The organism is Lentzea chajnantorensis (assembly GCF_054300775.1).
In genome coordinates, this window is sequence record NZ_JBSDZT010000002.1 from 8537524 (window position 1) to 8555313 (window position 17790).

Annotated in this window: 19 protein-coding genes; 9 read left to right on the forward strand and 10 right to left on the reverse strand. The window is 71.9% G+C overall.

Annotation, left to right across the window (positions count from 1 at the left end):
- Window positions 1-27: 27 nt before the first annotated feature.
- Window positions 28-1011: a zinc-dependent alcohol dehydrogenase gene (locus ACVDFE_RS40900; protein WP_458434170.1), complete on the forward strand. Its 984-nt coding sequence runs from the start codon at window positions 28-30 to the stop codon at window positions 1009-1011.
- Complete coding sequence (locus ACVDFE_RS40905; protein ID WP_458434171.1) at window positions 998-1690, forward strand: creatininase family protein; 693 nt, start codon at window positions 998-1000, stop codon at window positions 1688-1690. The genes ACVDFE_RS40900 and ACVDFE_RS40905 overlap by 14 nt, the downstream gene beginning before the upstream one ends.
- Here the strand turns inward: ACVDFE_RS40905 and ACVDFE_RS40910 are convergent.
- From ACVDFE_RS40910 to ACVDFE_RS40925, 4 genes are read right to left on the reverse strand one after another with little or no spacing between them, the layout of a single operon-like run.
- Complete coding sequence (locus tag ACVDFE_RS40910; RefSeq protein ID WP_458434173.1) at window positions 1604-2566, reverse strand: lysylphosphatidylglycerol synthase transmembrane domain-containing protein; 963 nt, start codon at window positions 2564-2566, stop codon at window positions 1604-1606. The two genes, ACVDFE_RS40905 and ACVDFE_RS40910, sit on opposite strands and share 87 nt — an antisense overlap.
- Window positions 2566-3348 carry a class I SAM-dependent methyltransferase gene (locus tag ACVDFE_RS40915; RefSeq protein ID WP_458434174.1) on the reverse strand — a complete coding sequence of 261 codons (783 nt, stop codon included), beginning with the start codon at window positions 3346-3348 and terminating at the stop codon, window positions 2566-2568. The genes ACVDFE_RS40910 and ACVDFE_RS40915 overlap by 1 nt, the downstream gene beginning before the upstream one ends.
- The gene (locus tag ACVDFE_RS40920) at window positions 3345-4316 is read right to left on the reverse strand and encodes a glycosyltransferase family 4 protein (protein WP_458434175.1); all 972 of its coding nucleotides are present in this window, start codon (window positions 4314-4316) and stop codon (window positions 3345-3347) included. Before ACVDFE_RS40920 ends, ACVDFE_RS40915 begins: the two co-directional genes overlap by 4 nt.
- Window positions 4294-4704, reverse strand: coding sequence for a 6-pyruvoyl trahydropterin synthase family protein (locus ACVDFE_RS40925; RefSeq protein WP_360398258.1), 411 nt, complete (start codon window positions 4702-4704; stop codon window positions 4294-4296). The genes ACVDFE_RS40920 and ACVDFE_RS40925 overlap by 23 nt, the downstream gene beginning before the upstream one ends.
- Before the next feature lie 75 nt (window positions 4705-4779).
- Between ACVDFE_RS40925 and ribA the strand changes: the two genes are divergently transcribed.
- A complete protein-coding gene (gene ribA, locus ACVDFE_RS40930) occupies window positions 4780-5430 on the forward strand; it encodes a GTP cyclohydrolase II (RefSeq protein WP_458434176.1) in 651 nt (216 codons plus the stop codon).
- Between the two features lie 42 nt (window positions 5431-5472).
- Here ribA and ACVDFE_RS40935 read toward each other — a convergent pair whose 3' ends face one another.
- From ACVDFE_RS40935 to ACVDFE_RS40945, 3 genes are read right to left on the reverse strand one after another with little or no spacing between them, the layout of a single operon-like run.
- Window positions 5473-6417, reverse strand: coding sequence for an NAD(P)-dependent alcohol dehydrogenase (locus tag ACVDFE_RS40935; protein ID WP_458434177.1), 945 nt, complete (start codon window positions 6415-6417; stop codon window positions 5473-5475).
- On the reverse strand, window positions 6414-6638 hold the full coding sequence (locus ACVDFE_RS40940; RefSeq protein ID WP_458434178.1) for a helix-turn-helix transcriptional regulator: 225 nt from the start codon (window positions 6636-6638) through the stop codon (window positions 6414-6416). Before ACVDFE_RS40940 ends, ACVDFE_RS40935 begins: the two co-directional genes overlap by 4 nt.
- Window positions 6635-7060 (reverse strand): hypothetical protein, encoded by a 426-nt coding sequence (locus tag ACVDFE_RS40945; RefSeq protein WP_360397996.1) that lies wholly within the window; start codon window positions 7058-7060, stop codon window positions 6635-6637. The genes ACVDFE_RS40940 and ACVDFE_RS40945 overlap by 4 nt, the downstream gene beginning before the upstream one ends.
- Before the next feature lie 168 nt (window positions 7061-7228).
- On the opposite strand from ACVDFE_RS40945, the gene ACVDFE_RS40950 reads away from it, so the two are divergent.
- Window positions 7229-8095, forward strand: coding sequence for a serine hydrolase (locus ACVDFE_RS40950; protein ID WP_458434179.1), 867 nt, complete (start codon window positions 7229-7231; stop codon window positions 8093-8095).
- On the opposite strand, the gene ACVDFE_RS40955 is transcribed toward ACVDFE_RS40950, so the two are convergent.
- Window positions 8092-8451 carry an MmcQ/YjbR family DNA-binding protein gene (locus tag ACVDFE_RS40955; RefSeq protein ID WP_458434180.1) on the reverse strand — a complete coding sequence of 120 codons (360 nt, stop codon included), beginning with the start codon at window positions 8449-8451 and terminating at the stop codon, window positions 8092-8094. The genes ACVDFE_RS40950 and ACVDFE_RS40955 overlap by 4 nt on opposite strands.
- 58 nt (window positions 8452-8509) lie before the next feature.
- A complete protein-coding gene (locus tag ACVDFE_RS40960) occupies window positions 8510-9400 on the reverse strand; it encodes a DMT family transporter (protein WP_458434181.1) in 891 nt (296 codons plus the stop codon).
- Window positions 9401-9443: 43 nt separating this feature from the next.
- Here ACVDFE_RS40960 and ACVDFE_RS40965 point away from each other — a divergent pair, with 43 nt between their 5' ends.
- Genes ACVDFE_RS40965 through katG form a run of 3 tightly spaced genes read left to right on the forward strand, consistent with a single transcriptional unit; the run spans window position 9444 to window position 13560 of the window.
- Window positions 9444-10808 carry an aminotransferase-like domain-containing protein gene (locus tag ACVDFE_RS40965; RefSeq protein ID WP_360397990.1) on the forward strand — a complete coding sequence of 455 codons (1365 nt, stop codon included), beginning with the start codon at window positions 9444-9446 and terminating at the stop codon, window positions 10806-10808.
- A 37-nt stretch (window positions 10809-10845) separates the two neighbouring features.
- Window positions 10846-11280 (forward strand): Fur family transcriptional regulator, encoded by a 435-nt coding sequence (locus ACVDFE_RS40970; RefSeq protein WP_360397988.1) that lies wholly within the window; start codon window positions 10846-10848, stop codon window positions 11278-11280.
- An 18-nt stretch (window positions 11281-11298) separates the two neighbouring features.
- Entirely contained in the window at window positions 11299-13560 is a 2262-nt protein-coding gene (katG, locus tag ACVDFE_RS40975; protein ID WP_458434182.1) for a catalase/peroxidase HPI, read from the forward strand.
- Window positions 13561-13623: 63 nt separating this feature from the next.
- Here katG and ACVDFE_RS40980 read toward each other — a convergent pair whose 3' ends face one another.
- Window positions 13624-14661, reverse strand: a complete 1038-nt coding sequence (locus tag ACVDFE_RS40980) for a DUF6461 domain-containing protein (RefSeq protein ID WP_458434183.1) — start codon at window positions 14659-14661, stop codon at window positions 13624-13626.
- 211 nt (window positions 14662-14872) lie between these two features.
- On the opposite strand from ACVDFE_RS40980, the gene ACVDFE_RS40985 reads away from it, so the two are divergent.
- Window positions 14873-16375 carry a beta-xylosidase gene (locus ACVDFE_RS40985; protein WP_458434184.1) on the forward strand — a complete coding sequence of 501 codons (1503 nt, stop codon included), beginning with the start codon at window positions 14873-14875 and terminating at the stop codon, window positions 16373-16375.
- 46 nt (window positions 16376-16421) lie between these two features.
- Complete coding sequence (locus tag ACVDFE_RS40990) at window positions 16422-17723, forward strand: hypothetical protein (RefSeq protein WP_458434185.1); 1302 nt, start codon at window positions 16422-16424, stop codon at window positions 17721-17723.
- Window positions 17724-17790: the final 67 nt, after the last annotated feature.

Here is a 17790-nt window from a genome sequence, read left to right on the forward strand (position 1 = left end):
GCCCCTAGCGCGGCGGAGGTGTTGTGAGTGACACGTACGGCGGATGCCTTTTGGCTCAATGAGTCCGGAAAAGGGGAGGTTCGGCCGGTCGAGCTGGCCGGACCGGGTCCGGGTGAGGTCGAGGTGCGCACGCTGTTCTCGGGGGTCAGCCGGGGCACGGAGACGCTCGTGCACCGCGGCGGGGTGCCGGAGAACCAGTACGCCACGATGCGGGCCCCCTTCCAGGACGGTGACTTCCCGTGGCCGGTCAAGTACGGGTACCTCAACGTGGGCGTCGTCGAACACGGACCGGCGGACCTGCGCGGGCGGACGGTGTTCTGCCTCTATCCACACCAGACCCGTTACGTGGTCCCGGAATCCGCGGTCACCCCGGTGCCGGACGGCGTTCCCGCCGCTCGCGCGGTGCTCGCGGGGACCGTGGAGACGGCCGTGAACGCCGTGTGGGACGCACGCCCGTTGATCGGCGACCGGATCGCGGTGGTCGGCGGTGGCATGGTCGGGTCGAGCATCGCGGCGGTGCTCGCGACGTTCCCCGGCGCGCGGGTCGAGCTCGTCGACGCCGACCCCGGCCGCGAGTCGGTCGCCCGGCGGCTCGGGGTCGGGTTCGCGCTGCCGGACGCCGCTCTCGACGGCTGCGACCTCGTCTTCCACGCGAGCGCGACGGAGGCCGGGCTCACCACGGCGTTGAACCTGCTGGCGCCGGAGGGCCGGGTGATCGAGCTGAGCTGGTACGGCGACCGGCGCGTCGCCGTGCCGCTGGGCGAGTTCTTCCACTCGAAGCGGCTCACGATCCGCAGCAGCCAGGTCGGCGTGGTCGGCCGGCCCGACCGGTCGTACGCCGAGCGCATGGCGCTCGCCCTGGACCTGCTCGCCGACGAGCGGTTCGACGCGCTGATCACGGGTTCCAGCGCGTTCGAGGAGCTGCCCGAGGTCATGCCGAAGCTGGCCTCCGGGGAGATTCCTGCGCTGTGCCACCGGATTGACTACGGTCGGGGCCATGTTCCCCAGTGACACCACCGCCGACGTCCGCGGGCAGCGCGTGGCCGTGCTCCCGGTCGGCAGCACCGAGCAGCACGGCCCGTTCCTGCCGCTGGCCACGGACGCGGTGATCGCCTGGACGATCGCGTCGAGGATCGCCACGGCGTACGACGTCCGGCTGCTCGCGCCGGTCCAGTTCTCCTGCTCACAGGAGCACGCCGACTGGCCGGGGACCGTCAGCATCTCCGCGCGCACGCTGGTGTCACTGGTCACGGACATCGCGGACTCGTTGCGGCACAACGGGGTGGAGCACCTCGTGCTGGTGAACGCGCACGGCGGCAACTACGTGCTGTCGAACGTGGTGCAGGAGTCGACCGGGATGGCGCTGTTCCCCGGCCGCGACGACTGGGCGTTCGCGCGGGAGAAGGCGGGCATCGAGACCTCGGCGTACAGCGACATGCACGCGGGTGAGCTGGAGACCTCGATCCTGTTGCACGCCCACCCCGATCTGGTCCGTCCCGGCTTCGAGTCCGCCGACCACCTCGCGGAGGACCGGCGGCACATGCTCACCCTGGGCCTGAGGCCGTACACGTCCTCCGGTGTCGTCGGGCGGCCGTCACTGGCCTCAGCGCGCAAGGGCGAGCTGGTGCTCGCGGGGCTGGTCGAGTCGTTCCGGCACCACCTCGACCTGGCCGACGGTCTTGCGCCGTGAGGTGAGCAGGACGACCGCGCCGGGCAGGCTCGCGACGAGGGCGAGCACGCCGTAGACGATGCCGGTGGTGAACCCCTGCTGGGCGCCCAGCCCGGCGGCGCCGAACGCCACCGCGAGGAACGCCTCGCGCGGGCCGAACCCGCCGATGTTGACCGGGATCGCCATCACCAGCAGCGCGACGACCACGACCGGCGCGAGCTGCGTGACCGTGGCGTCCGACCCGGCGGCGCGGGCGGCGACGAGGAACAGCGCGACGTACCCGGCGACCGCTCCGGCGGAGAGCGCGACGACCGCGGGCCAGGTCTTGAGCGACAGCAGCCGGATGCCGTCCGCGAGCGTGTCGACCAGCACCCTCTTGACCGGTCCGACGTGCCAGCCGAGGACGGCGAGCGCGGCCAGGCCGGTGAGCACGACGGCGACCGTGGTCACGTCCGGTGCGAAGCCGAGGCCGGGGGCGGGGTGGGTGAGGAACACCGCGACCCCGATCCCGATCAGCACGAACTGGCCGGCGAACCGTTCGAAGAACACGGCGCGCACGCCCCGTCCCACGTCACCGGACTCGCGCCCGTGGTGCACCGCGCGGTGCACGTCGCCGAGCACGCCCGCGGGCAGCACGGCGTTGACGAGCTGAGCGCGGTAGTAGTCGCCGACCGCGGTCCGCACGGTCAGCGGCAGGCCGAGGCGGCGCGCGACGAGCACCCAGCGACCCGCGCTGAGCAGCGTCGTCGCGAACCCGATCGCGAGGGCGGCGGCGACGGAGAACGCGTCGATCGCGCGCAGCCCGTCGAGGAACGCCCCGGTGCCCAGGCGCAGGCCGAGCCCCACGAGGATCGCCACCGCCACCAGCAGGCGGAGCCACGGCCAGAAACGTTTCATCACACAGCTCCAGGTAGGGCCAGCAGGTCGACGTGGTGGACCACCGCGGAGGCCTCCGACCTGCGGCGCAGGTACTCGGACGCGGCCGGGGCGAGTGCGGGTTCCTGCTCGACCGCCGCAGCGACCCAGCCCCTGAGCCATTCCCGCTGCAGGGCGTCACCACGCGTGCGCCACGGGCTCTGCGCCGTCCGCACCACCGCCCCGAGCGCCGCGAACGCCTCCTGCGCGGCGGCCGGTGCGTCCGGCCCGAGCAGCGCGCGCCCGTCCACCACCCGCCGCTGGTGCGCGTTGAACGCGTCCTGGAAGGCGGCGTCGAGCGGCTCGGCCGGGTCGAGCTCGACCCGGCCGGCCACCGAGAGCGTGAACAGGGCGGGCACATGTGCTCCTACGCAGGCCGCGGCCAGAGCGTTCACCTCGGCGGCGGTGAGCAGGTCGAGCAGCGCGGAGCAGGTGACCAGGTCGGCACCCGCGAGGTCGGCGGCGGTGAGCGCGGTGAGGTCGCCCTCCCGCGTCTCGGCGGTGACGTTCTCGACGGCGTTCATGCTCGCCCGCGCAAGGCCGAGCAGCCGGGGGTCGCGGTCGTGCAGCACCCAGTGCTGCTGCACGCCGCTGAGCTTCCCTGCGAGCCACCGGCCCATCGATCCCGTTCCACACCCCAGGTCACGGATCGTCAGCGGGGTTCGGTTCACCCGAGTTCCGCGGAACACGTCCACGAGCTCCGTCGAACGTGCGCGTGCGTCGGCGGTTTCCCGCAGTGCCAGCCATTCCGGCGCGAAGGTCATGGCCGCAGACTAGCCAGCACCCTCCGCAGGCCCTGCGCAGATTCGTCCCAAGTGGACAGCTGAGCCCTTCTGGACCGCGCCCTGCGCCGGAGCTCCGCGCGGAACCGGTGATCTTCGAACCAGCGCGTCAGTGCAGCTGCGAAGGCGTTTTCGTCTCCCGGTGGGAGGAGCAGCCCGCCGGTGCCGAGCGCGTCCGGGACGGCGCTCGCGATGACCGGCAGGCCGTGCGCGAGGGCCTCGGTGACGACCATGCCCCAGGTCTCGTTCCTGCTCGCCAGCACGAACAGGTCGGCGTTGACGTAGGCGCTGGTCAGTGCCTCGCCGGTGAGCGGGCCGGGGAAGCTGACGCGGTCGTCGCGCGGGATCTGGTGCAGGAACGGGCGGTGCGGGCCCACACACGTCAGCCGCCAGTCGTGGCTCGTCCTCTGCAACGCTCTGACCAGGACGTCCTGGCCCTTGCGCGGTGTGATCGACGCGACGCAGAGCAGGTTCGTCTTGCCGTCCGTGCCGGTGGCCGGCGGCGCCGGGTCCGTGCCCGGGACGACGACGTGGACGTGCTCCAGCCCATGCCTGGTCTTGATGTCACGCGCCGCCGTCGGACTGGTCGCGATGACAGCTGCGGCGGCGTGCAGGACCTGTCGTTCCCGCTCGTTCAGGTCGTGCGCGGTCATCGGGTCGAGACCGGTCTCATCGGCCAACGGCAGGTGCACGAGCACGGCGAGCCGCAGCCGCCGTGCGTGCGGCACGACCACTTCGGGCACACCGCAGCTCACCAGTCCGTCGAGGAGGACCACCTCCCCGTCCGGAACGCCCGCAAGCGCTTGCTCAAGCGCTCCGCTGTCACGCGGACGCGGCCAGTCACCAGCGACGGCAATCTTGCGCAGGCCGTCGCCGACCCGGAGGTCGTAGACGTTGCCGCCGCTGGGACTGCCCGGATCGGCGACGTCAGCCGGCAGTACGAAGTGCACGTTCGTAGCTCGCCCACGCCACGTGCGACTCGTGGAGTGTGACGGTGATCCCATCGATGCCGTGAGCGCCCTCACCGAGCGCCCCCGCCGCGATGGCGTCGGCGAGCTGGTCGGCGATGTGCTTCGCGAGCCACTCCGTCGACGTGTTGATGCCCGCGAACTGCGGTTCTTCGTCGAGGTTGCGGTAGTTGAACGCGGCCAGGACCTTGCCCAGCTCCTGGGTGGCGAGTCCGATGTCGACGACGATGTTGTCGGCGTCGAGCTCAGCCCGTTTGAACGTTGCGTCCACCAGGAACGTTGCTCCGTGCAGACGTTGTGCCGGACCGAAGACCTCGCCGCGGAAGCTGTGGGCGATCATCACGTGATCGCGGACGGTGATGCTGAACAGGATGACCTCCGCTGTGCGGCCGGGTTACGGTGCGACGTCAGGCCCGAGCGTAGTTGACCGCCCGGGAGGAACCTGGTGACGAGGGGACCCGAGATGTTCGAGCAGGCCTTCACCGACGAAGACGTGGCGGAGTCCGACCTGGTGACCCGCCGCGGCACCTTCCGCGCGATCGCCTTCCGCGCGGACGGCCACGAACACATGGCACTCGTCTACGGCAGGACGAAGCTGCGCGAGAACGTCCTCGTCCGCATCCACTCCGAGTGCATGACCGGTGACATCTTCGGGGCCATGCGCTGCGAGTGCGGCGAACAACTCGACGCCGCGCTGAACACCATCGTCCGCGAGGGCAGCGGCGTGCTGGTTTACCTGCGTGGCCACGAAGGCCGCGGAATCGGTTTGGTGGCAAAGGTCCGCACCCACGTGCTGCAAGACGCCGGCATGGACACCCTCGACTCGGCCACCTCACTCGGCCTGCCCGTCGACGTCCGCGACTACTCCCCCGCCGCCCGCGTGCTGCGGCACCTGCGCGTGCGGTCCGTCCGCCTGATGTCCAACAACCCCGACAAGATCGCGGCCCTGGAGGACAACGGCATCGAGGTCGCCGCCCGCGTGCCGCTGCTGATGCCGCCCAACCCGCACAACATCGCGTACCTGACGGCGAAGCGGGACCGGCTCGGGCACGACCTGCCGCAGGTCGACTCGTTCACGCTGCCGCACGCGCGGTGAGCATGCGCGACGGCACCGCGTGACCACCATCGGGATCGGCGGTCAGATCGTGACGACGACCTTGCCGGGTGACCGTCGCGAGTGGACGTGCTCGATCGCCTCGACCGCCTCCGCCAACGGGAAGGTGCGGCCGACGGCCGGTCTGACGTGGCCCGCCTCGACGAGCACGCGGAGCTCCTCGAAGACGTCGGCGCGTTCCGCGGAGGCCAGCGCGACGAGCTTCTGCGGGACGAACGCGTTCAGCGCCATGGCCCGCAGCGACCGGTCGAACCCGCCGAACAGCGGTTCGGCCGTCTCGGAACCGACGATCACCACCGTGCCGTGCCGTCCCACCGCCTTGCGCAGCCGGGACAGCGAACGGTGCCCGCCGCAGTCCAGCACCAGGTCGTAGGTTCCGGTGAAGTCCGCGACCGTGTAGTCCACGACCTCGTGCGCGCCCAACGAGCGCACCAGCTCCGCCTTGCCCGTGCTGCACACACCCGTGACGTGCGCGCCGAGTGACCGGGCGATCTGCACGCCGTACGACCCGACGCCACCACCGGCGCCCAGCACCAGGACCCGCTGGCCCGGTTGGACCGACCGCAGGCCCTGCACCGCGGTCCCGCCCGAGATCGGCAGGGCGGCCGCCTCCGTGAACGAGAGCCCCGCTGGTTTGCGCGCCAGCCGGGAGACGGGGGCGACGGCGTACTCGGCGTAGGCGCCGTCGCAGGTGCCGAACACCTCGTCGCCGACGGCGAACCCGGTCACGCCGGGGCCGGCCGCCGCGACCACACCGGCCACGTCCCTGCCCGGCACCGGCGACTTCGGGCCGCGGAACCCGAACCCGATGACGCGCACCAGGTAGGGCTGGCCGGTGAGCAGGTGCCAGGTGCCCATGTCGACCCCCGCCGCCCGCACCTCCAGCAGCACCTCACCCCGCCCCGGCACCGGCACGTCCAGGTCACCGAACACCGCCGACCCGTATCTTCGCTGCACAACGGCTTTCACGTCGTCTCCTCCTCCGGGTACTGGAACACCTTTTCGAGCGGGACTCCGAACACGCGCGCTATCCGGAACGCGACCTCCAGCGAGGGCGAGTACCGCCCCTGTTCGACGGCGATCAGCGTCTGCCGGGTCACGCCGATCGCCGCGGCGAGGTCGGCCTGCGTCATCTCGCCGTGCGCGAACCGCAGCGCGCGGATGGAGTTCGTGACCTTCGTGGGCTTCACAGCACGCCCTGCCGGTAGGCGCCGAGCTTCGCCGCGGAGCCGAGCACCGCCGACAGCACGAAACCCAGGTACAGCACGTTCGCGATCCAGAAGTGCGGCGCTTCCACCATGGCGAGCACCAGCGCGGACATCCCGCCGATGACCACGAACGACTGGCCCACGTGGTCACCGAACCGGCCGATCTCCCGGTCCCGTTCGTCGACCTGGAGCCCGCCCTCGCGCCGGGACGCGATCCCGAACCAGATGCCCGCCACGATGCCGGCGACGATCCCCGACCCGATCGTCCACAACGCCGCGCCGACGTACGGCGCTTCGGCCAACGGCCGTCCATCGGCACCTGTCAGCACCAGCACCACGTACACCGCGTACCCGACCAGGGCGACGATCCCCATGGCCCACGCGCGCTTCTCCTCCACCGCCACGGTCCCGCTCCTGATGTCAAAGAAACCTGACATCACCAAGGTAAAACAAACCCGACACCGTGTCAAACATCTTTGACTCGAAGTCGGGTTCAGCCACAAAACGCGCAGATCGGACGGTCTGCCGTCCGGCGGTCGACGCCACCTGGCCGGGTGTCTAGGGTGCGGCTCATGCTCCGGCCGATCCTCGTTGCGTGCGCGCTCGCCCTGACGGCCTGCGGCGCCGCCGTGACGGCCGAGACCCCGCTCCCCGCTCCCCCGACCGGCGCCGCCCACACCCCTGCCGCGGCGCCGCTCGTGGCCACGCCCCCGGCGTGCCCGCTGCCCGACAGCGGCTTCGAATGCGCGTTCCAGCAGCGCATCCAGGCCGCTCAGCAGTACGCCGAGACCCGGCCCGGCACCGTCGGCATCGTCCTGCGCGACCGTGAGAAAGGTGTGGTCTGGCGCAACGACCACGCCGGTGACGAGGTGTGGACGGCCTCGACCATCAAGCTCGCGATGGCCGTGAACCTGCTCGAACGCCACCGCGCCGGCCAGATCCGCCTGAGCAGCGAGGACCGCCGCCTGATGACGGCGATGCTGCACAGCTCCGACGACGACGCGACCGACGCGCTGTGGAAGCGCTACAGCGGCACGACCTTCAACGCCGCGTTCCCCCGGTACGGCATGACCGGCCTCGTCGCCCAACGCGGCTACACGAGCGCGTTCCCCTACTGGGGCTTTGAGAAGTGCACCGCCGACGACCTGGACCGCCTGGTCAACCACGTCCTCGACCAGGTGAACCCGGATGACCGCGCCTACCTCGTCGAACAGATGCGCGGCGTCGGCCCCGAACAGCAGTGGGGCGTCTGGGGCCCTGACTCCGGTGTGAAGAACGGCTGGTCGGAGGAGGACAGCGGCTGGGTGATGAACTCCGTCGGCTTCGTCGGCCCCGGCCAGCGGTACACGCTGGCCATCATGAACGACCTCGGCCGCGAGGGCGGCTACGACGAGGGCCGCGCCACCGACACGGAGATCACCCGCATCCTGTTCCGCTAGCCCGCGCGGACACCGCCCGCGAGGTCGGGGACCTGCGCGACCAGCTCCTCCGGCGCGGACAGCCGCCACGCCTCGAAGACCAGCTCGGCCAGCTCGTCGGCCCCGACGCCCTCCAGGTGCACCACGACCCAGCCGAAGCCGCCCGAGGTGAACTGCACCTCGAACACGTCCGGGCGTTCGGCGACCAGCGCCTGCTGCTCGGACAGCGTCTGCCGCAGACCGGCGGTCCGCGTGCGCGGCCAGTAGTAGCCGAACACCTTGCCCCGCACGCGGAAGGTGTCGTACTGCTGCCCCTGCGAGCGGTGCGCCTCGGTGAGCGCGCCCGCGATGTCCAGGAACTCGTCCGGTGTAGCCACTGCCGACCCCCAAAGCCGAAGGGGTGCAGTATAGGGCCGCGGTACGACACCCAGGCGGTCAGCGGACCGCCGGCTCCGCCACGGACTTCGTTGACACCACACGGCTTCGTTGCGTCAGCACCACGCACACGAGCACCACGGCGGCGGTCACGAGCGCGGGCCAGCCGACCGGTTCGCCGAGCACCAGCGCGGCCCAGCCCAGCGACAGCACCGGCTGCGCCAGCTGGAGCTGGCCGATCTTCGCGACACCGCCCGCGGCCATCGCGGCGTACCAGGCGACGAAACCGAGGAACATCGAAACCGTTGTCACGTAACCGAAGTTGAACCACACGGTGCCGGTGGCACGGGAGAAGTCCGCTGTGCACAGCGTGACCGGGATGGTCACGGGCAGCGCGACGACCAGCGCCCAGCAGATCGTGCGGGCGCCGCCGAGCTCGCGGGACAACGCGCCGCCTTCCGCGTAGCCGAGGCCGCACACCACAACCGCGATCAGCAGGTACGCGTCGGCGGTGCCGAACGACCCGGAGAAACCACCGCCGGCCGCCAGGAACGCGAGCACGGCGAGCAGGCCCGCGCCGCTGGAGAGCCAGAACGCGACGGGCGGGCGTTCGTGGGCGCGCAGGACGGCCCAGATCGCGGTCGACATGGGCAGCACGGCGATGACGACGGCGCCGTGCGCGGAGGTCTGCGTGGTGAGGGCCAGGGACGTGAAGAGCGGGAAGCCGACGACGATGCCGGCGGCGACCACGGCGAGACGGCGCACCTGCGCCCTCGACGGCAGCGGCGCACGCGATAACGCGAGGTAGCCGATCGCGAGCAGGGCGGCACCGGCGGCACGGCCGAACGCGACGAACCACGGGTCGAGTCCCTGCACGGCCAGCCGGGTCGCGGGCAACGAGTAGCTGAAGCCCAGCACGGCGAGTGCGCCGAGTGTTACCCCCGGAGGCACGATAACGTTACTCTTGGCTCTCATGAATGAGGATAACGCAGCGATGCGCGTTATCGAGGACCTGAGGGCGGCGGCACGGTCAGGGCGCGCGGGCGACCGGATGCCGTCGGTGCGCGAGCTGATGGCGCGGCACCGGGCCTCGCCGGCGACCGTGCAGCAGGCCATCCAGCGCGTCGCGGCCGAAGGGCTCGTCGAGGTCCGGCCGGGCCGCGGCAGCTTCGTCGCCGCACGCGCGAGCGGGCCGGGCGGGCAGGACCTGTCGTGGCAGTCCGTGGCGCTGGGCGAGGGACGGCCGGGCGAGGACCTGGTGGCGAACCTGGTCGCGGTGCCGAGGCCCGAGGTCATCCAGCTCTCCAGCGGGTACCTCGACCCGGACCTGCAACCCGTGGAGGCGCTCGGCGCCGCGCTCACCAGGGCCGCGCGCCGGCCGGCCGCGTGGGGGCGGGTGCCGGTCGAGGGCAGGGAGGAGCTGCGCGCCTGGTTCGCCAGGGAGGCGGGCGGCGAGCTCAGGGCGGGCGACATGACGGTGTGCGCGGGCGCCCAGGAAGCGCTCGCCACGGTGTTCCGCGGGCTCGGCGGACGGGGTGACACGGTGCTCGTCGAGTCGCCCACCTACCTCGGGGCCATCGCGGCGGCCAGGGACGCGGGGCTGAAGGTCGTGCCGGTGCCCGCCGACGCGGACGGGGTGCGCCCGGACCTGCTCCAGGCCGCTTTCGCGCACACGGGCGCCAAGCTCTTCTACTGCCAGCCGTTGCACGCGAACCCGCACGGCGGCGTGCTGTCCGCCGAACGACGGCCCGAGGTCATGCGGATCGTGGCCGCGGCCGGGGCGTTCCTGGTCGAGGACGACTGGGCGCGCGGCTTCACCGTCGACGGCACGGCGCCGCCCACACTGGCCTCGCAGGACACCGACGGCCACGTCGTGCACGTCCGCTCGCTGACCAAGATCGCCGCACCGGGGCTGCGGGTCGCGGCGATCGGCGCGCGCGGACCGGCCGGGCGGCGGCTGCGGACCACCCGGTCGCGGCAGGACCTGTACGTCGCGGGACCGTTGCAGGAGGCGGCGATCGACTTCGTGACGTCCCCGGCGTGGCGGCGGCACCTGCGCTCGCTCCAGCAGTCGCTGCGGTCGAGGCGGGACGCCCTGCGGACCGCGCTCGCCACGCACCTGCCCGACTTCACGGTCGCGCCCTCGTCGGGCGGCTTGCACCTGTGGGTGGGGTTGCCGGAGGGGCTCGACGACGTGGAGCTGACGACCGCCGCCGCGGCCCGTGACGTGGTGGTCTTCCCCGGACGGCCGTGGTTCGCGGCTGAACCGCCCGGCAACTTCCTGCGTTTGACCTACGGGGGCGCACCGGAGCACGCGCTGGTCGAGGGCGTCCGGCGATTGTCTGACATCACTCAATAACTTGACTCATTCCAGAAAAGCGGGCAGGGTGGCGTTCGTGCCCACGGCTTCCGAATTCGAGCGCATGTTGCGCGGGGCGTCACTGCGGGTGACGGCTCCGCGGATGGCTGTGCTGTCCGCGGTGCACACCCACCCGCACGCCGACACGGACTCGATCATCGGTGTCGTGCGCCAGAACCTCGGCGCGGTCTCCCACCAGGCCGTGTACGACGTGCTCCGCGCGCTGACCGGAGCAGGACTGCTGCGGCGGATCGAGCCGCAGGGGTCAGTAGCGCGCTACGAGGCCCGCGTCGGGGACAACCACCACCACGTCGTATGCCGTTCCTGCGGCGCCATCGCCGACGTCGACTGCGCCGTCGGCCACGCGCCGTGCATGGACGCGTCCGACGACCACGGTTTCGTCATCGACGAGGCCGAGGTCATCTACTGGGGCACCTGCCCCGAGTGCACGACCGCCGCGAAGAGTTCCTGAACACCCGGAAGGATTCCTGTGTCAGACAGCACTGACGCCAAGGTGAGCGAGCTGAACGAGGAGGAGGCCGGCGGCTGTCCCGTCGCGCACAGCCGGCGCAGCCACCCCACCGAGGGCGGTGGCAACCGCGACTGGTGGCCCAAGCAGCTCAACCTGCGGATCCTGCGCAAGCACCCCGTGCAGGCCAACCCGATGGGCGGGGACTTCGACTACGCGAAGGAGTTCCTGACCGTCGACCTCGACGAGCTGGCGCGTGACGTCGACGCCGTGCTCACCGAGTCGAAGGACTGGTGGCCGGCCGACTTCGGCCACTACGGCCCGTTCATGATCCGCATGGCGTGGCACAGCGCCGGCACCTACCGCACGCACGACGGCCGCGGTGGCGCGGGCGCGGGCATGCAGCGCTTCGCCCCGCTGAACAGCTGGCCGGACAACGGCAACCTGGACAAGGCCCGCCGCATCCTGTGGCCGGTCAAGAAGAAGTGGGGCCGCAGGGTCTCGTGGGCCGACCTGATGATCTTCACGGGCAACCGCGCGCTGGAGACCATGGGCTTCCAGACCTTCGGCTTCGCCGGTGGCCGCGCGGACGTGTGGGAGCCGGACGAGGACGTCTACTGGGGCCCGGAGACCGAGTGGCTCGGCGGCGACACCCGCTACAGCGGTGAGCGCGACCTGGAGTCCCCGCTGGCCGCGGTCCAGATGGGTCTGATCTACGTCAACCCCGAGGGCCCGAACAGCAACCCGGACCCGTTAGCCGCCGCCCGCGACATCCGCGAGACGTTCGGCCGCATGGGCATGAACGACGAGGAGACCGTCGCGCTGATCGCCGGTGGCCACACCTTCGGCAAGGCGCACGGTGCCGGTGACCCGTCGCTCGTCGGCGCCGAGCCCGAGGGCTCGCTGATGGACGCGCAGGGCTTCGGCTGGATCAGCACGCACGGCACCGGCAAGGGCCGCGACGCCATCACCTCGGGCCTCGAGGTGACCTGGACGCAGCAGCCGACCAAGTGGACGAACCTGTTCTTCAAGAACCTGTTCGAGTTCGAGTGGGAGCTCACCAAGTCCCCGGCCGGCGCCCACCAGTGGAAGCCGAAGGGCGACGCGGGCGCCAACACCGTGCCCGACCCCGAGGACGGCACGCTCAACCGCCAGCCGATGATGCTGACCACGGACCTCTCGCTGCGGGTCGACCCGGTCTACGAGCCGATCTCGCGCCGGTTCGCCGAGGACCACGAGGCGTTCGCCGAGGCGTTCTCGCGTGCGTGGTTCAAGCTGACCCACCGCGACATGGGCCCGATCCAGCGCTACCTCGGCCCGCAGGTGCCGCAGGAGGAGCTGCTCTGGCAGGACCGCGTGCCGGTCCGCGACCACGAGCTGATCTCCGCCGAGGACGTCGCCGCGCTCAAGGCGAAGGTCCTGGAGACCGGCCTGTCCGTCTCGCAGCTGGTCAAGACCGCGTGGGCCTCGGCCTCCACGTTCCGCCAGAGCGACAAGCGCGGTGGCGCCAACGGTGCCCGCATCCGCCTCGAGCCGCAGCGCGGCTGGGAGGTCAACGAGCCCGACCAGCTCGCGCAGGTCCTGCGCACGCTGGAAGGCGTGCAGGAGGCCTTCAACAGCTCCGCGACCGGCGGCAAGAAGGTCTCGCTGGCCGACCTGATCGTCCTCGGCGGTGCCGCGGCGATCGAGCAGGCCGCCAAGGCCGCCGGCCGCGACGTCGAGGTCCCGTTCCTCGCCGGCCGCACCGACGCCACGCAGGAGCAGACCGACGCCGAGTCGTTCGCCGTGCTGGAGCCCAAGGTCGACGGTTTCCGCAACTTCGGCAGCAAGGCCAACCCGCTGCCGTCGGAGTACCTGCTGATCGACAAGGCCAACCTGCTCGGCCTCTCCGCGCCGGAGCTGACCGTGCTGGTCGGCGGCCTGCGCGTGCTCGGCGCGAACCACGGCGGCTCGACGGCCGGTGTGCTCACCGCCAAGCCGGAGACGCTGACCAACGACTTCTTCGTCAACCTGCTCGACATGGAGACGGAGTGGAAGTCGGTCACCGAGGACGAGGAGAACTTCGAGGGCCGCGAGCGCGCCACCGGCGCGGTGCGCTGGACCGCGACCCGCAACGACCTCGTGTTCGGCTCGAACTCCGAGCTGCGCGCCGTGGCCGAGGTCTACGCCAGTGACGACGCCGCCGACAAGTTCGTCGCCGACTTCGTCGCCGCGTGGAACAAGGTCATGAACGCGGACCGCTACGACGTCCACGAGGGTGTCACCCAGCCCGAGAACGGCTGATCGCTCCCACCACACCCGGTGCCCCCGGCCGACTCCGGCCAGGGGGCACCGGCGTGTCCGGGGTCAGCCGGCGTGCTGCGGCGGCACCCGAGGCCGTGGCTGCCGCAACCGCACCGCTTGGTGGGCGTTGTAGCGGGCGCCGGCCAGAGCCGCGAGCGGGTCGTCCGCCCGGAGTGCGACGACAGCGGCCCGTGCGTGGGCCCGCGCCTCGACCTCGCGTTCCGCCACGGGTTCGGTGTCGCGCTGACGGACCGCGGCCTGGAGGCGGGCGACCGGGTCGAGGTCCGGGTCCGGTGGTGCGGCGCGGTCCCAGCGCAGCTCCATGACCCGCCGGTGGTCCCGCAGCACGTCGTCGGCCGTGGCCTCGGGTTCGACACCCGCCGCCGCGCAGGCGGTGCGCGCGACCTCCTCGGCCGCGGCGCGGACCTCGGCCTCCCGCGCGGTGGTGGCCCACGCCAGCAGGCCGGGTTCGTTGACGTCGAGCCACTGCCTCGGGTCGCTGGGCCGGAACCGCCGCAGGTCGACGACCACGGACGCGAAGTGCGGTCCGGCCGCCCACTGCTCGGTGAGCCGCACGCCCGACACCCGTTCCACGAACGCGAGCGACTCCGCGCACATGCGGTGCGCGTCGTCGAACTCCAGGCCTTCCAGGTACGGCACGAGCGCGGCGGGCCGTTCCTGCCGCAGGACGAAGTCGAACGCCCCGAGCAGCTCACCGTCGTGCGCGAGGCTCAAATTGCTGACCAGATTGACGTTCCAGAACGCCGAGGCCGCCACCGTGCCGGCGGACAGGCGTTCCAGCACCTCCCGATCCGCACCGTGCCACCCGTTGTCCTCGACCAGCAGCACCCAGCCGTCCACCTCGTCGGCGAGGACCACCGGCAGCTCGTCGGGGTGAGCGCCACCGGAGCGCGCGTTCACCTCGCCCAGGTCGGCCCTGCGTTCGCCGGGGAGGCCGTCGAAGCGGCGCAGTGCCTCGCCGACGGACAGGCCGCGCACCGCGGTGAGGCAAAGCGCATCGGACGGCAGCAGACCGCAGGACAGCACCCGGTCGTAGTGGTCGGTCGCGTCGGCGCGGACCACCGGCTCTGGCAACGACATGGGAGCCACGCTGGCACACCGGCGCGGCCCCCGGCTAACCCCGCTGCGCACCCGGTGGTCCCGCAGGCCGTCCGGATACGGTGTTGCGCAGCGGCGTTGCCCGCGGAACACGGCCTCGCACCCGCTAACCGCAGGTGGACCGGCCGGGCGGGAAACAGCCCGCTACCAGGTTCTTCACCCGTCTGGAGGACTTGATCACTATGATGGGTGCGTGCCCCTGAGTCGCCGACCTCTTCCGCTGCTCGCTGCGCTGGCGCTCCTCGGCGCGGTCACCGCGTGCACCGATGCGGCCGCCGGCGACCCCGTGGCGGTCACGAGCGAGGGCAGGCCGACGCAGACCGGCGCGACGCGCAAGGCACCACCGCCGAGGAACCAGCTGGAGCTGAAGACGGAGAACGCCCGGCAGAGCCCCGGTGTCGTGATCGCCGGCTCCGGTGACGCGCCGTACAACTACGGGCCGGCCGTGATGCTCGAAGGCGGCAAGGTGCGCGCGTGGTGGTGCAGCCAGCTCAGCGCCGCGCCACCCGGCGGCGACGACGTCCTCTACAGCGAGGGCGGGGCGCTCGACGGGCCGATGAGCACCGCGGTCCCGGTGTTCTCCGGCAGCGGCACCAGCTTCGACGCCATGCACACGTGCGACCCGTCGCTGATCAAGATCGGCGGCACCTACTACATGTACTACACCGGGGCGGCGCGCGACAACCACGCGAACGGCAGCTCCGTCGGCGTCGCCACCAGCCAGGACGGCCTGAGCTGGTCACGTGCGAACAACGGCCAGTCGATCATCGGGCCGGCCGGTGACGTGATCCGGGAGAACACCTACGGCGCCGGCCAGCAGTCCGCCGTCTACCTCGACGGCTGGGTGTACCTGATGTTCACCGACACCACGGGCCTCGCCTCGCACCAGAACGGCGCGGGCCAGTACGTGCTGCGGTCGAAGGACCCGACGTTCGCCACCGGCGTCGAGGCGCTCGGCCAGTCCGGGTTCCAGCCGGTGCCGTCGACGAACAAGCCGCGCACCCGGTCGGTCGTCGAGGCGTTCAGCGCCGACTGGATGTGGATCGACGCGGCCTCGACGTGGGCCATCGCGCACTCCACCGACGACGGCACGACCGTGACGTTCTGGAACAAGGACTTCACCCGGCACCCGTTCAAGCCGGTGCTCATCCCCGGCATCTGGCGCGAGGGCCCCGGCCTGGTGCGCACGCCGCAGGGCCACGCACCGGTCAACGGCGCCGACCCGTGCGGCCGGGTGGCGCTGGACGTGCTGCGGTCCACGGTCGACGGTCCCGGGAACGCGCCCACGAACATCACCCGCTTCGGCCTCGACGCGGTCGGCCTCAAGGGCTGCACCACGGCGGACGAGGCGAGCGCGCTCAACGGCTTCGCGCTGCCGTCACCGGAACGCACGGTCGACGTGGTCATGGGCGGCAAGGTCGTGCGGTTCGAACGCCGCTCGGTCGCGGAGAAGTTCGCCCGCGCCGTGCTGCCGGACCGCCCGGTCGGCGTCGACCAGCTGAAGGTCGCGGCGCAGGTGCCCGCCGGTGCGCCCGCGGTCGCCAACCCCGAAGGCGTCGTCGGGCTGCTGCTCGAGAACAAGCTGTGGGTGATCGGCTCGGTGGAGGTGGCGACCCTCAACTCGTCGGCGGTCAAGCAGGTGTCCGCTGAGCAGTGGGAGCGCTACGAACGCCACCAGGACCTCGCCGCGCGCTGACCGGTACCTTCACCCCTGAATTCGGACATGGGGGACAAGAGTGACGGTGACGACGGACAGACCGCGGGCGCTCGCGGACAGCGTGTTCCCCGAACCGGAGGGAGATCGCGCCGTCACCGGGTACGTGGCCGGTTTCCTGGCCTCGGTGGCGTTCCTGCTGCTCGTCCCGGCCGGCTGGGCGCGCTTAGACCACCTGTGGGCCGAGGACGGCGCGCGGTTCGCCGTCGACGCCCTCCGCTCCCCCGCGCTGCAGAACCTGGCCGACCCGTACGGCGGCTACCTGCACGTGCTGCCCCGGCTGGTGGCCGAACTGGTCGCGCTGCTGCCGCTGCCGTGGACGGCGGCCGGGTTCGCGGTCGCGGCGGCGGTGCTGCGGGCGGTCGTCGCGCTCGTCACGTTCGCGGCGTCCGGCGCGTACCTGCGGTCGACGGCGCTGCGGTTCGTGCTGGCCGCGCTCGTGGTCGTGGTGCCGGCGGGCAACTCCGAGACGTTGAACAACATGGCGAACCTGCACTGGTTCCTGCTGTACGGCGTGTTCTGGGCGCTGCTGTGGCGGACCGCGCCGCGCGTGCCGGTCGCGGTGTTCGTGGTCTTGGCGACGCTGTCGAGCCCGCTGGTCCTCCTGCTGGTCCCGATCGCGCTCGTCCGGCTGTTCCTGCCGCGCCGGGAGGTTCCGGTCGTGTTCCTGGCCGGTGCGCTGGTGCAGGGCGCGGTGGTGCTGTTCGCCGAACGCACGCCGTACTCGCACGACCCCGTGGACACCGTGCAGGTGCTGCTCGCGGCCCTGCTGCGGGTGCCGGTGGTGGCGCTGACCGGGTCGGAACGGCTCGGCCTCTTCTACCCCGCGCACGGCAACCTGGTCGTCCTCGGCGCGCTGCTGGTGACCGGTCTGCCCGTCCTCGCCGCGCTGTGGTGGGGCGACCGCGCCGGGCGGATGCTGGCCGCGGTCGCCACCTGCTGCAGCGTGCTCCTGATCGGGCTGAGCCTGGTGCTGAACTGGAGCGCGGCGCTGCAGGTGCAGCAGCCGGGCGTGGTGCTCGCCGGGCAGCGCTACAGCGTCGCGCCGGTGCTGTTCCTGTTCACGGCGGTCGCGGTGGGGCTCGACGCGGCACCTCCGGCCGCGTGGCAGCGGTTCGCCGTGCGGGCCGGGCAGTGGGTGCTCGGCATCCTGCTGGTGTCGAGCCTCATCGGACACCTCCAGGAGCCCGGCACGGTGCTGCGCGGTGTGCCGTGGGACGCGAGCGTGGAACAGGGCCGGGCGCAGTGCGCGGCGAACGCGCCGGAGGCACGGCTGGAGCACGAGCCGGCGGGCTGGTTCTTCGTGCTGCCGTGCGACCGGCTGGGGTGAGGACGCCGGGGTTCAGTGCGCGCCGGCCTGAGCGCCTCCGGCCGGGAGTCTTGCCCGCCCCCGCACC

Excerpts from the sequence above, each read along its gene's own strand:
- ACVDFE_RS40905 (WP_458434171.1), top strand. The coding sequence starts at position 998 with ATGTTCCCCAGTGACACCACCGCCGACGTCCGCGGGCAGCGCGTGGCC.
- ACVDFE_RS40910 (WP_458434173.1), bottom strand. The coding sequence starts at position 2,566 with ATGAAACGTTTCTGGCCGTGGCTCCGCCTGCTGGTGGCGGTGGCGATC.
- ACVDFE_RS40915 (WP_458434174.1), bottom strand. The coding sequence starts at position 3,348 with ATGACCTTCGCGCCGGAATGGCTGGCACTGCGGGAAACCGCCGACGCA.
- ACVDFE_RS40950 (WP_458434179.1), top strand. The coding sequence starts at position 7,229 with ATGCTCCGGCCGATCCTCGTTGCGTGCGCGCTCGCCCTGACGGCCTGC.
- ACVDFE_RS40965 (WP_360397990.1), top strand. The coding sequence starts at position 9,444 with ATGCGCGTTATCGAGGACCTGAGGGCGGCGGCACGGTCAGGGCGCGCG.
- ACVDFE_RS40980 (WP_458434183.1), bottom strand. The coding sequence starts at position 14,661 with ATGTCGTTGCCAGAGCCGGTGGTCCGCGCCGACGCGACCGACCACTAC.